Consider the following 13,761-nt stretch of genomic DNA (forward strand, 5'->3'; position numbering starts at 1 on the left):
TCATCGGCAACGGGAGGGAAGCCATGGTCGAGCGTTTGGACCCGCGCATGCCGCCGCGGGAAGCCTGTGTCCAGCGCTACATGCTGGAGCATTGGGCAAGGATGCAGCCGGACAAGGTCTTTGCGGTCTTCACAGATGGCAGCCAATGGACCTATGCCGAGACCCTGCGCCTTGCCATTTGCACCGCCAATGCCTTCCGCCGCCTGGGTGTCACTCAGGGCGAGCGCGTGCTCGTCTGGCTGCCGAACAGCGCCGAGTGCCTGAAGGTGTGGTTCGGCCTCAATTATCTCGGCGCCGTGTTCGTGCCCATCAATCTCGCCTATCGCGGCAAACTGCTCGAGCATGTGATCGGCTTGTCCGAAGCCCGGCTGGCCGTAGCGCATGTGGAGCTCGCGCCACGCCTGGGCATGGTGGATTGCAAGGGCTTGCGAGAGGTGGTGGTGCTCGGTGGCGAGGCTCCTCAGGAAATCGGCGATCTCCGCGTGCATTCGGCCGAGATCCTGGAGAGCGCCGAGGAGACCGCGCCGGAGCTGGACAGACCGATCGCCCCGTGGGACCTGCAGTCCATCATTTTCACCTCGGGCACCACCGGCCCATCCAAGGGGGTGCTCTCGTCCTATCTGCACCTGCATCAGATGGCGGTCTCGGCCTCGTTCCTCGGCCCCGACGACCGCTACATGATCAACCTGCCGCTGTTCCATTCCGGCGGGGTGATGCCGGTGACCGCCATGCTCATCCATGGCGGCACCATTGCCATGGTCGAATCCTTCAACACCGAGAGCTTCTGGCCCACCATTAGACAGATGCAGGTGACGACCGTGATCCTGCTCGGCGTCATGGGCGGCTTCCTGCTCAAGCGGCCACCCTCGCCTGACGACAAGAACCACACCCTGCGCACCTGTACCTATGTGCCGCTGAACGATACCGCCCCACAATTCCACGAGCGCTTCGGGACCGATGTCTACACCCATTTCAACATGACCGAGCTCTCCATGCCGATCGTGTCCGGGTCCAATCCGACCGCCCTCGGCAGCGCCGGCCGCAAGCGGGCCGGGGTTGACGTACGCATCGTCGACGAGAATGACTGCGAGGTGCCGGTCGGCGAGGTGGGCGAGCTGATTGTCCGCACCGACTGCCCATGGGCACTGAACCACGGTTATGCTGGCAATCCAGAGGCCACCGCGCACGCCTGGCGCAACGGCTGGTTCCACACTGGCGACGGCTTCCGCATGGACGCGGACGGCAACTACTACTTCGTCGACCGGCTGAAGGATGCGATCCGCCGCCGCGGCGAGAACATTTCGTCCTTCGAGGTGGAGTCGGAGCTGCTCGCTCACCCGGCCATCCGCGAGGCGGCCGCTATCGCGGTGAAGAGCGAAATCGCCGAGGACGAGGTCATGGCCGTGGTCGCCCTGAACCCCGGCATGTCGCTCGATCCCGCCGAGCTGATCGGGTTTCTCAAGTCGCGGCTCGCCCATTTCATGATCCCGCGCTACGTGCGCGTCGTCGACGCACTGCCGCGCACGCCGACCTCCAAGATCCAGAAGACCAGCCTGCGCGAGGCCGGCATTACCTCGGACACCTGGGATCGCGAAAACGCCGGGATCATCATCAAGCGCGAGAAGATAGGCGTGAAGGCCTCGTGACGGCTTTCCACCACGGAGAAGCTAATGGATAAATTCATTCTGCGGCCCGAGGACGAGCTGATGCACCAGCCGGACGCCTCGAAGAACTTCAACGAGAGCGTCTATACCAACGGCTTCGACGACAAGACCGGTGTGGGCGGCTGGATGCGCCTGGGTAACCGCGTCAATGAAGGTTACGCCGAGCTCTCGGTCTGCCTCTATCTGCCCGACGGCCGCATCGCCTGCCAGTTCCAGCGGCCATCCATAACGTCCAACGACAAGTTCGATGCCGGCGGCCTCTCCTACAAGGTAATCGAGCCGTTCAAAAGGATCTCCATGACCTATGAGGGCGAGCTCATCATCGTCGAAGACCCGGATGCGCTGCGCGATCCGCAGCCGCTATTCGCCAATGGGCGCCGGCTGCCGGGCCATGTAAGCTGGACGCATGAGGCCTCATCGCCCATGCATGGTGGCGAGCCGACCAGCGACGACGTGGTCACCATGTATGGCCGCGACTTCTCGCTCGGCCATTTCAATCAGCATGGCCGGGTGCGGGGGCGCATCAAGGTCGGTAACGAGGAGTGGACGATCGATGGCCATGGCTGGCGCGACCATTCCTGGGGTCCGCGCTATTGGCAGGTGATCTACTTCTATCGCCTGTTCATCGGCAACTTCACCAACGGCGACGGCTTCATGCTGCTCAAGATCGCCGACCGGCAGGGCTATTCACGCCGCGTGGGCGTGCTGCTGGTGGATGGCCAGTACGAGGAGATCACCGACCTCGACGTGATGACTGACTGGACTACCGCCAGGGACCCGGCCCGCGTGCGCCTCGGCGTGCGCACCGCCAGGCGCAAGGCCGTCATCGAGGGCGAGATCCTGAAGCTCGCTCCGCTGCGCAACCGACGCAAGGCCGATGACCAGACATTGGTGTCGCGTATCGCCGAGGGCCATACTCGCTACACCTGGGACGGGCGCGAAGGTTATGGAATGACCGAGTATATCGAGCGGATCGAGGGCGGACAGCTGGCTGGCTATCCGCTCTGAGCTCCGGTTCATTCGGCCGCCCCTCGTGCCTCCGCCGAGCGTATAAAAATCACTTGCCTCGTTGCGAAGACAGCGCAGTAACCAATGCCCGCTGCAGATCGGCATCGCTGAACGGCTTCTTGAGCACCGGATGCTCCCGTTGCTCCGGCGGCAGCCCGTCTACTCCATAGCCGCTGCTGAACACGAACGGTATTCCGCGCTGGCCGAGCACTTCGCACACGGGAAACACTCGCTGGCCGCCCAAGTTGATATCGAGCACGGCAACATCCGCCGCCGCCTGGCGAGCCAGATCCAGCGCTTTTGCCAGGTGAGCGGCCGAGCCGGCAAGCTCGCAGCCGAGGTCCTCCAGCATGCTTTCAATGAGGAGAGCGACGCTAGCTTCATCTTCAACCAGCAGCACACGTTTCCCGCGAAGCTCAGTCATGCATAGTCGTCGCGGTCTCCTGGTCGAGCGGAACCCCGATCCGGCACGATGCCCCTTCTGGATCGAACTTGAGGTCAACGGTCCCGCCCAGGTCTGCTTCAATGCAGCGCGCGAGCAGCCGCATGCCAAACCCCGGGCGCGCGGGCGGTGATACCGGCGGGCCTCCGGCTTCGAGCCACGTTAGATTTAGCACGGCACCTTTCGCACTCCGTTCGACATCCCACTGAACGGTGAGAATGCCGCCGGGCCGGGACAGCGCCCCGTACTTGGCCGTGTTGGTGGCAAGCTCGTTGCAAGCCATGGTCATGGCCACGGCAACCCGTGGGCTGAGATCCACCGGCGGGCCACCGATCCGCAGCCGGTTTGGCAAGCCGACATAGGGCGCAATCACCTCACCGAGCAAATCGGCGAGATTGGCGCCTTGCCAATGGCGGCGCGTTAGCAGGTCGTGGGCGCGCGACAGCGCCATCAGCCGTGCTTCCAGTGTCTCGACGAAGTCCTGCGTTCCAGCTGCATGGCGGGCGGTTTGCCGTGTCAGCGCCTGCACGGTGGCCAGCGTGTTCTTCACCCGGTGGTTGAGCTCATCGATCAGCACTTTCTGGCGCATCTCGGCCTTCTTGCGCTCGCTGATGTCCACCAGCATGTTGATCGCGCCGACGACTTTGCCGTCCGCGTCCAGCAAGGGCGTCGGATAGGGCAGGAACGGCACGCGCGTGCCGTCGGGCCGCTCCGCCACCGCCTCGACCCCGCGGATCGGCCGGCCCTCTCTGAGCGAAACCGCCATCGGGCATTGGTCATGCGGCAAGGGCACGCCGTCGGGCGTGTAAAGCCGCCAGGTCACGCACCACTGATCGCTCCCCAACTTGGGCGTGCGGCCGGAAAGCTCCACAGCGGCTTGATTGTAAAAAGTGATTCGCCCCTCCGCGTCGGTCGTATAGACGGCAGCCGGCAGCGCCTCCAGCAGTTCGCGCGTGTGTCGTTCGCTTTGCCGTAGCCGTTCATTGGCGATGCGGCGCTCGGTCACGTCCTGCACCACGCGCACGCCGTAACGGAACCGGTCATTCTCGTCCCGTACGGATGACGAGAAGACATCGACGTGAATGTGCTCGCCATTCTGCCGCACATATCGCTTGTGGATGGCATAGCTGTCGATCTCGCCGCGAACCTGCTGGCTGTAAAGGGCGGCGTCCTGCTCCACATCATCCGGGTGAGTAAGGTCGAGAAAGCTGCGCTCCAGGAGCTCTTCGCGCGACCAACCCGAGATCCTGCACAACATCGGGTTGACCCTCAGGAACCGTCCGGTTTCGTCGATTTCGGCAATACCCACGGTTGCAGCGTTATAGGTCGCAGCAAGCCGTTCCTCGCTTTCCCGGCGGGCCACTTCCGCCTCGTGGAGGTCGGTCACGTCAGTCGTGAAACATCGGGTATTAACGAACTTCCCGTCGATAAACCGGCTGTTGGACGTAATCAGCACATGCTTGAACGACCCGTCCTTGGCGATCAGTCGCGCTGGGTAGCGATCGAGCTTTCCGCCGCAGGTCAGGCGCTGGAGAATATCCTCGATTACCGGCCCATCGGCATGGAACTCTGTAATGTTGCGGCCGACATACTCCTCCGCAGTATAGCCGAGAAGCTCGAGCTCCGCTCTGTTGGCGCGCAGGATGGTTCCGTCGCTGCCGACGATATGCAAGCCGATCGCACTGTTCTCGAAGAAGTCCTCCAGATCCTGGCGGCCGCGCTCGATCTCCTGCTCCATGGCCTTGCGCGCGCTGATGTCCTGGAAGCAGTTGATGGCACCCTGGATCCGGCCGTTGAAGTCCCGCAATGCGCGGATGTTCACCAGCGCAGTGATTCTTGAGCCATCCGGCCGTTGAACGACCACCTCGAGGTTGCGGGCCGGTTCGCCGGTTCTGATTGCGCGAGCCATCGGCGTCTCGGCATGTGGAAGCCGCCGTCCGTCGGGATGGAACAGCGCGCAGGCACCGCAGAAACGCTCGCGAGGATCGCCCAGACGCGGTTCGCGCCCCCACAGTGCCACCGCCTCCTGGTTGAAGCGTACCAGCATCCCTTCGGTATCGCAGAGATAGACGGCACCCGGTATGGCATCGAGCAGCGCGGGTGCCGCCGCAACCAGCGCTTCGAACTCGGTCAAGACATGTGTCTCACGGGATAGCCGCTCGACGGTGCTCATCTGAGCTTTTGCCCTTCTCTATTCTTCAAGTCTAGCCGTAGGCGGCCACATTTCTGCCCTTGAACGATACCACCGATCTTTTTCACGGTCCTCGGTGAAATTCGGCCAGCCGGCACACGCACATGCTGCCTCTATTTGATGGCGCATCAAACGTATTTACAACTTTTGATTGCAGATCGAGTCCTGGCTCCATTCACCCGAAATTGGAAAATAGCTTTGGCCCTGGGATAGTTCCGAATTCATGTTGGGTATGGCCTTACGCGAAGAAGCCGACCACCTGGAGCACCAGGTCCACGCGTTCCTCCGCCGGGCTGGCCAGCCGAGCCACAAGCCGGGTGTTCCGCAGCCGACAGGGCAAGCCGTGCGCTTCGAGCCGGCCTACTGCTTCAGCAGCGCCGGCCTCCTGTTGAAAGGTCAGCGCGATCGCGCGCGGGCCGGCATTGATCTTGGTGATCCCGGCCTGCCGGCAGGCTTGCCTGATCCTTGCTGACGCGAGCAGGTGCTTGGCCTCCAGCGGCGGCGGGCCGAACCGGTCCTCCATCTCTTCACTAAACGCTTCGATCGAGGCCTCGTCCGGCAACTTGGCCAGCCGGCCATAGAGCTCGAGCCGCACCGCCTCGTCCGCGACGTAATCTTCCGGAATCCGGCCGGAGGCCTCCAGATTGACCTCCGGTACGTAATCATCGCTCACCTGTTCGCCGTTGGCCATTTGTACCGCCCTCTGCAGCAGATGCCGGTACAACCCAGGGCCGACCAGCTTGAGATGGCCAGCCTGCGCCTCGCCGAAGAGAGCGCCGGCGCCACGCAGATCCAGATCGCGCGCGCTGATCTCGAAGCCGCCACCGAGCCCGCTCACCTCCTGCAGGGTTTGAAGGCGCTTGCGCGCTGCAGCCGATCTCTGGGTGTTCGGGTCGGCCAGCAAGTAGAAGTAGCCCCGTCGCGCAGCGCGCCCCACCCGGCCGCGCAGCTGATGCAGCTGGGCAAGGCCAAAACGCTCCGGCCGCCAGACAAGCATCGTGTTGGCACGCGGCAGGTCGAGGCCGCTCTCGATGATGTTGGTGGCCAGCAGCACGTCGGCCTCGCCTCCTGCGAAGCGCATCATGATCTCGTCGATCTCGGCGCCCGGCAGCTTGCCGTGAAGCGTCACAACCCGCAGCTCCGGCACGAGCCGCGCCAGCCGCTCCTGCCATTGGTCTATGTCCTCCACGCGCGGGCACACCACGAAGCTTTGGCCGCCGCGTCGCCATTCATAGAGCAGAGCCGAACGGACGGCCTCGTCGTCCAGCGCCGCAGCCACCGTGCGCACCGGCAGCCGCCGGGCCGGCGGCGTGGCGATTACGCTCACGCTCCTGAGCCCCGCCCCGGCAAGCTGCATCGTGCGGGGAATAGGCGTTGCGGTCAGGGTCAGCACATGGGCATCTCCTGCCAGCGCCCTCAGCTTTGCCTTCTGCCGGGCGCCGAAGCGCTGCTCTTCGTCGATGACGAGCAAGCCGAGTTCCTTGAACGAGATGCCCTTCTGCGCCAGCGCATGGGTGCCGATCACCAAGCGAACAGACCCATTCGCCAGACCTTTTTTCACCCTGCGCTGCTCCGCAGCCGGAACGAAGCGTGAGAGATGCCCGATCTCGATGCCAAAACCGGCGAACCGGCGCCCGAACGTCTCCACATGTTGGCGCGCAAGCACCGTGGTGGGCACCGCCACCGCCACTTGCTTCCCGCTGAGCACGGCCGCAGCCGCGGCACGCAGCGCAACCTCCGTCTTGCCGAAGCCTACATCCCCGCACACCAGCCGGTCCATGGGCGAGCCCGACACCAGGTCTGCCAGCACGTCTTCGGCAGCCTGCGCTTGGTCGGGCGTCGGGAAATGGGGAAAACGGGCCACGAACCGCTCATACTCCGCCACTGGTGGCCGAAGCCTCGGCGCCGATCTCGCCTTGCGCTCCCGGGCAAGCGCAATCAGATTGCGGGCCGCGCCTTCGATCTCCGCCACGAGCGTGGCGTGGCGCCTCGCCCACGAACGGCCATCCGCCCGGTCGAGCTTGATGTCCGCATCCGCCCCATATTTCCAGATGAGCGCCAGTTCTTCCACAGGCAGCATCACCGCCGTATCGTCCGCAAACGAAAGCCGTACCAGGTCCTGCCGGGCAAGTGCCGGCGTCGTGATCGTGTCGAGCCCCTCCAGCACGGCTGCACCGCGTTCCAGATGGATCACCATGTCGCCAGGCCGCAGCACATCATCCGCCGCTCCAAGCTCTCGGTCGCGCCAGCCGAGCGGCGCCTCGTGCTCGGCGCGGCTGCCGAGAATATCGGCAGCCGCAATGACGGCGATCCGCTGCGACGACAGGACGAAACCCGCGTCGAAGTCAACCTGAATGCTGACGAGGCGGGGCACTTCGCTTGCCAGCACGTCGTGCCAACTTGCAAGACGCGCGATCGGCACGCCCGCCAGCTGCCCAATGCGACGCTCGACACGCTTGAGATCACGCTCATTCGCCGCGGTCAGCACAACTCGGCGGCCCTGCCCCAGCTGATCTTCGATGAAAGCCCGCAGCGCGTGTCCCGGAGCGCTCTGTGCCATGAATTTCGGCACGCTGCTCTCGCCCTCAGGCTCCGCATCGCCTAGGCCGAGGAGCGGACGTTCCGCCAAAGCCGCATGCCACTCCTCCTCATCCAGAAAGGTAATCTCCGGCAGCCCCGGTGAGGCCGGACTTGCCCGGCGGAGAGCCGTCAGCTCCCTCTCGCTCTCGCGCGCCTCCCGCACCTGCCGCAGCCAGGCTGCCGCTCTCTGATCGATCTTGCCATCTCGGATCAGGGCGCTCCGCGGTAGGTAGTCGAACAGGCTGGCACCCATTGGCGCTGCATCGCTTGCTTGGCTGTTCCTCAGCACGAACAGTTCTGAGGCAGGGTCGAGCACCACCGCGTCAAGATCACCCCCTGTGCGCTGCGTCGCGGGGTCATAGCTCTGAATGCTCGTGATACGACCGCCCTGATGCCCGATCCGCACCGGACCCAACGCCCCTGCTGGAAACACGTCAAGCATCTGGCCTTGGATGGCCACCTCGCCAGGTTCGTCCACGAGAACGTCCACGACATAGCCGGCCCGCTCGAAGAACGTCCTGAGTTGGTCGTCCGCGATGCGATCACCGAGCCGCACCGCCAAACTCGCTCCAGCCCAGGCGTGGCGGGGTGGTACCCGCTGCAAGGCGGCATCTGCGGAGGCGAGGACCAGCGGTTTGTCGATGTTGTCGGCGAGACGCCGCAGCACGGACGCGCGCCGGCCGGTGACCGTGCGGGATGGCAATGCACCGTCATACGGCAAAACATCCCACCGGGGCAGCACCAGCGGCTCGCATGTTGCATCGAGGGCGTGCAGCACTGCACCCAAACGCTCCGCCCGCCGCTCGTCCACCGACAGCACCAGCACGCCGCCCGGATCGGCTCGGTGCCAAGCCGCAAGGATGAACACCGCGATGGCCCCGAGGGGGGAGGATGACGAGACCCCGTCCGGTAACGCTGAGGGGGATGATACTCTCGCGTGCAGGCCTGCCTGTTTCATCGGCCGCGGCCGCAAAGCTGGAGAACATGGCGGCGCTGGCTGCGACTAAAGTCCATTCAAAGTACCCGGAAACCAGAAGAAATGAAACATGGCGGACCTGCTGGCTCGGTCCGCAGAGAACCCACTGCCGGCTCCAGGGTTCCAACAGCCACCAGGCTGGAACTGGGTCTTGGCCTAGGGGTTAAGTCCTTGCCGGTTCACCCAGCAGGACGAAATCCGATGGCAGAGCAAATCCCGCTGTCGCCCGCAGTGTCCGCCCTCGACCCCGAGCTTGATGCGGCGAGGAACGACCATACCCACGAGATCGCGCCGGATCTGGCCTATCGTCGGCTCGGGATGGTCAATGTCATCTTTTACGGACAGCCTCATTGCGGCAACAGGCTTTGGGTGCTGATCGATGCCGGCTTGCTTGGAACCAAAGGTCTCATCAAGAGCGCCGCCGCGGACCGCTTCGGCCGGGATGCCAGACCAGCGGCGATCATCCTCACGCACGGCCATTTCGACCATGTCGGTGTGGTGGAAGACCTGGCGACCGAGTGGGACGCCCCGGTCTATGCGCATCCGCTCGAGCACCCCTATCTCGACGGACGGGCCGCCTATCCGCCCGGCGACCCCACGGTCGGTGGCGGCGCCATAGCCACGCTCGCCCGGTTCTACCCGCGCGGCCCCGTGGATCTCGGCTATCGGCTCCGCGACCTGCCGGCCGATGGCGCCGTGCCTCATATGCCGGGTTGGCGTTGGATCCACACGCCTGGCCATAGCGTCGGGCACGTATCGTTGTGGCGCGACAGCGACCGCATCCTCATCGCCGGCGACGCCTTCGTCACCACGAACCAGGAATCCGCCTATGCGGTGGTCGTGCAAAGCCCAGAGATGCATGGGCCGCCGATGTATTTCACCACCGAGTGGGATAAGGCTGCACAATCGGTCAATGAACTCGCCGCGCTGGAACCCGAGCTCGTGATCGCCGGCCATGGCCAGCCGATGCAAGGCCCGGAAATGCGGCGGGCACTCAAGCGTCTCGCCCAGCAGTTCCAGCGCATAGCGGTGCCGGAACAGGGCCGCTATCTCGCACACCCCGCTCGGGCAGAGGATGGCAGTGCCTATTGCAGCGTCATCTGAGCCGACAGCGTCAAATCTTGCCGGAGGGTAGGCTTTTGGTATCGGAAAGGCCGCTCGACTGCCTTGTCATCGGCGCAGGCCCGGCAGGCCTCACCGCAGCCATTTATCTCGCGCGCTACCGCCGCCGTTTTCTCGTGCTTGACTCCGGCGCAAGCCGGGCAAGCCTCATTCCCATCTCCCACAACGTGCCCGGCTTCCCCGACGGGATCCCGGGACGCGATCTGCTGACCCGCCTGCACCGCCAAGCGCAACGCTATGGCAGCGACCTGCGCCACGGCACCGTCGCGGACCTGTCCCGCCAGGGGGATGGCACCTTCTTGGCTCGCACCGATGATGACCGGGAGATCACCGCCAGGACGGTGCTCATTGCCACCGGCATTGTCGACAACCAGCCAGACCTGCCTAGCCTTCGCCGTCTGATCGAGGAGGGCCATGTCCGTCTGTGTCCGGTTTGCGACGGCTACGAAGTGATGGGCAAGAGCGTGGCGGTGCTTGGGCCTATGAGCCAGGCGGTGAAGAAGGCCCTCTTTCTGCGCACCTTCACCGAAAAGCTCACCGTCTTGGCGCTCGGGCCCGACTGCACCGGAACGGAAGAGGAGCGATTGAACCTGCACAAAGCCGGCATCCGCTGCGACTTCAGGCCGGTGACCGACCTTCTCGTCGAAGGCGACGAGATCACCGCCGTCCTGGACGATGGCCGCCGTCACCAGATCGAGGTGCTCTATCCCGCTCTCGGCGCCGAGGTTCGCACCAGCCTCGCCCTCGCCTTGGGCGCCACCTGCAACGAGAGCGGCTGCCTGATCGCCGATCCGCACCAGCAGACCTCGGTGCCGGGACTCTACGCGGCAGGAGATATCGTCAACGAGTTGAACCAGATCGCGGTCGCCTTCGGTCACGCCGCCATAGCCGCAACTGCCATTCACAACGCGCTCGCCGGACGCTTCTAGCGCGGCGACAGAGGTTGTTCCGAGCAGTTGCGTCCCTCATACTCCACAATCACTCAGCCGGCCCGACCTGGAGATCCACCCTGGAAACCGCGCTTTACCGTCCGATCAAAGGCTTCCTGGAGAATCTCGGCTACATGGTGAAAGGCGAGATCGGCGGTTGTGATCTCGTCGCACTTAAAGGCGAGGACGACCCGATCGTCGTCATCGGCGAGATGAAGCTGAGCTTCAACCTCGAGCTGGTCCTGCAGGGGGTGGACCGGGCCGCAGCCGGCGACGAGATCTGGCTGGCCGCCCGCCTGTCGCCCCGCGGCAAAGGCCGGGAGAATGATGCCCGCTTCCGCAACCTGTGCCGGCGTCTGGGCTTCGGCCTACTCGGGGTGTCGGCAAAGGGCGACGTGGAGCTTCTAGTCAGCCCTGCCGCGCCCATGCCGCGCCGCAATTCGCGCCGCCGCTCCCGTCTCGTGGAGGAGCATCGCCGCCGCCGCGGCGACCCGGTGCCGGGTGGCGGCTCGCGGACGCCGATCATGACCGCCTATCGCCAGCAGGCCCTCACCTGCGCTGCAGCGCTCGCCGAAGGACCGCGGCGCACTCGCGATCTCAAGCCCTTTGCTCCCGATGCAACAAAGATCCTCAGGCGCAACGTTTACGGTTGGTTTGCGCGAACCGGCCGCGGCATCTATGCTCTGACCGATGCCGGTCGTGCGGCACTGGCGCGCTGGCCGCAGGCGCAAGTGCCAGCCGATCGAGCCGCGACGGAGCGCACGCCAGCCGAGTTTGCCGTCGTGCCGTCGTAACAGAACTGCGGCATCTCCCAAACCAAACGAGACGAGCAAGAGAGGATAGCCCAATGCCTTATGTAGACGGTTTCGTTGTCGCGGTGCCTAAGCAGAACCTTGATAAATACAGGGAGTTGTCCCGTCGGGCCGGCGAGGTCTGGAAGGACCACGGCGCGCTCTCCTATGTGGAATGCCTGGGCGATGATGTGCCTTATGGCGAGTTGACTTCGTTCCCCCGTGCAGTGCAAGCGAAGGACGACGAGGTGGTATTCTTCTCTTGGATTGTCTACGAATCCCGCGAGAAGCGCGACGAGGTGAATGCCAAGGTGATGGCCGACCCCCGGCTCAAAACCGACATGGCCGAGATGCCTTTCGACGGAAAGCGCATGATTTACGGTGGATTCAACGTATTTTTGGAGCTATAACCCGGCTCCCGTAATCTGGCAGAGGCTAGCACGGTGTCGGCGGCGCGCATTGCGCGCCGCCGCATTGCTGTCTCCTGCCGCCGAAGAAGAGCAGCAGCCATGTCGACCGGCGCCACAGACGCTTCCACGCCCGAGATCTCGCTCAAGGCCACGCCACGCGAGTGGCTGGGGCTACTGGTCATCGCCATGCCATGCTTGCTCTATTCGATGGACCTCACGGTCCTCAATCTGGCTGTGCCCGCGCTCAGCGCCGACCTCAAGCCCAGCGCCACCCAGCTTTTGTGGATCGTCGACATTTACGGCTTCATGGTGGCCGGCTGGCTGATCACCATGGGCAGCCTCGGCGACCGCATTGGGCGGCGCCTTCTGTTGATGGCCGGGGCGACAGCCTTCGGCGCAGCCTCGATCCTCGCGGCGTTCTCGACCACCGCGGAGATGCTGATCTTCGCCCGCGCGCTGCTGGGCGTGGCGGGTGCAACCATCGCCCCATCGACCCTGTCGCTCATTCGCAACATGTTCCGCGACGAGCAGCAGAGGACGTTCGCCATCAGCATCTGGGGAACGAGCTATGCCGCCGGCGGCCTGATCGGCCCCATCCTCGGCGGAGTCCTACTGCAATTCTTCCCTTGGGGCTCGGTCTTCCTGCTCGCCGTTCCGGTCATGGTACTGGTGCTGGTTTCAGCGCCATTGCTGCTGCCCGAATATCGGGATCCGAATGCCGGCCGTGCCGATATCACGAGCGCGGCGCTGTCGTTGGCCGCCGTTCTGTCGGCGATCTACGGGCTGAAGCAAATCGCCGAATATGGCCCCTCGCTGACCGCCATCCTGTTCATCCTGGTGGGCCTTGGCTTGGGGCTCTCCTTCGTGCAGCGGCAGCGGCGGCTCGCCGATCCGTTCATCGACCTCAGCCTGTTCCGCTCGCCAGCCTTATCCACCGCGCTGGCGATCAATCTACTGGGCTGCCTCATCATGTTCGGCACCTTTCTCTATATCGCCCAGTATTTGCAGCTGGTACTCGGCCTCACGCCGCTGGCGGCAGCGCTGTGGAGCATCCCGTCTGCCGCGACCGTCACAGCCGGCTCCATGTTGGCGCCCCTCGTGGTGAACCGCTACCGTCCCGCTCATGTCATCGCGGGCGGCATGGGGCTGTTGGGGCTCGGCATGGCCATGCTCACGCAACTTGATCATGGCGGCCTGCCGCTGCTGGTGGCGGGCACCGTCGTCCTCTGCGCCGGCCTCGGCCCCACCTTCGTACTGACCACCGACATCATCGTGAGCTCGGCGCCGCCCGAGCGCGCCGGTGCAGCCAGCGCCATCTCCGAGACCGGCGCCGAGTTCGGCGGCGTGGTGGGCATCGCGGTTCTGGGCAGCATCGGGGTGGCGGTCTATCGCAGCCTCATGGGCGCAACCCTGCCCTCAGGCCTGTCGGCAGACGCGGCAGAGGCTGCCCGCGGCAGCCTCGGTGGCGCAGCGGCCGTAGCTCGAAGCCTGGATGGTGCGGCTGCAGCAGGTCTGCTCGATGCCGCCCGCGCGGCCTTCACCCAAGCCATGGCCATTGCGACGGGGCTATGTGCGCTGCTCGCGCTTGCCGGCGCCATTGCCGCGCTCATGCTGCTGCGCAACGCTCGGCGGGCGGCAGCCCATTGAT

At 64.7% G+C, this 13,761-nt stretch carries 10 protein-coding genes; 7 read left to right on the forward strand and 3 right to left on the reverse strand.

The genetic code is table 11. The features are described 5' to 3' along the window. Positions 1 to 23 precede the first annotated feature (23 nt). Positions 24 to 1,646, forward strand: a complete 1,623-nt coding sequence (locus E4P09_RS09620) for an AMP-binding protein (RefSeq protein ID WP_205042077.1) — start codon at positions 24 to 26, stop codon at positions 1,644 to 1,646. 24 nt (positions 1,647 to 1,670) lie between these two features. Then, positions 1,671 to 2,672, forward strand: a complete 1,002-nt coding sequence (locus E4P09_RS09625) for a DUF7064 domain-containing protein (protein WP_137389406.1) — start codon at positions 1,671 to 1,673, stop codon at positions 2,670 to 2,672. A gap of 49 nt (positions 2,673 to 2,721) precedes the next feature. Here the strand turns inward: E4P09_RS09625 and E4P09_RS09630 are convergent, their stop codons facing one another. From E4P09_RS09630 to E4P09_RS09640, 3 genes are all read right to left on the reverse strand, one after another. Beyond that, positions 2,722 to 3,072: a response regulator gene (locus E4P09_RS09630; RefSeq protein WP_239025110.1), complete on the reverse strand. Its 351-nt coding sequence runs from the start codon at positions 3,070 to 3,072 to the stop codon at positions 2,722 to 2,724. Positions 3,073 to 3,088: 16 nt separating this feature from the next. Beyond that, positions 3,089 to 5,287, reverse strand: coding sequence for a PAS domain-containing sensor histidine kinase (locus tag E4P09_RS09635; protein ID WP_137389408.1), 2,199 nt, complete (start codon positions 5,285 to 5,287; stop codon positions 3,089 to 3,091). A gap of 256 nt (positions 5,288 to 5,543) precedes the next feature. Then, the gene (locus E4P09_RS09640; RefSeq protein WP_170984336.1) at positions 5,544 to 8,753 is read right to left on the reverse strand and encodes a TRCF domain-containing protein; all 3,210 of its coding nucleotides are present in this window, start codon (positions 8,751 to 8,753) and stop codon (positions 5,544 to 5,546) included. 309 nt (positions 8,754 to 9,062) lie between these two features. Here E4P09_RS09640 and E4P09_RS09645 point away from each other — a divergent pair, with 309 nt between their 5' ends. The 5 genes from E4P09_RS09645 (at position 9,063) to E4P09_RS09665 (ending at position 13,760) form a co-directional block, all read left to right on the forward strand. After that, positions 9,063 to 9,965, forward strand: a complete 903-nt coding sequence (locus tag E4P09_RS09645; protein ID WP_137389410.1) for an MBL fold metallo-hydrolase — start codon at positions 9,063 to 9,065, stop codon at positions 9,963 to 9,965. 35 nt (positions 9,966 to 10,000) lie between these two features. Beyond that, entirely contained in the window at positions 10,001 to 10,912 is a 912-nt protein-coding gene (locus tag E4P09_RS09650) for an NAD(P)/FAD-dependent oxidoreductase (RefSeq protein WP_239025111.1), read from the forward strand. A 134-nt stretch (positions 10,913 to 11,046) separates the two neighbouring features. Beyond that, positions 11,047 to 11,706, forward strand: coding sequence for a DUF2161 domain-containing phosphodiesterase (locus tag E4P09_RS09655; protein ID WP_137390244.1), 660 nt, complete (start codon positions 11,047 to 11,049; stop codon positions 11,704 to 11,706). A gap of 53 nt (positions 11,707 to 11,759) precedes the next feature. After that, a complete protein-coding gene (locus tag E4P09_RS09660; protein WP_137389412.1) occupies positions 11,760 to 12,113 on the forward strand; it encodes a DUF1428 domain-containing protein in 354 nt (117 codons plus the stop codon). 99 nt (positions 12,114 to 12,212) lie between these two features. Continuing rightward, positions 12,213 to 13,760: an MFS transporter gene (locus tag E4P09_RS09665; protein WP_137389413.1), complete on the forward strand. Its 1,548-nt coding sequence runs from the start codon at positions 12,213 to 12,215 to the stop codon at positions 13,758 to 13,760. Position 13,761 lies beyond the last annotated feature (1 nt).

This window comes from Rhodoligotrophos defluvii (assembly GCF_005281615.1).
GTDB lineage: Bacteria > Pseudomonadota > Alphaproteobacteria > Rhizobiales > Im1 > Rhodoligotrophos > Rhodoligotrophos defluvii.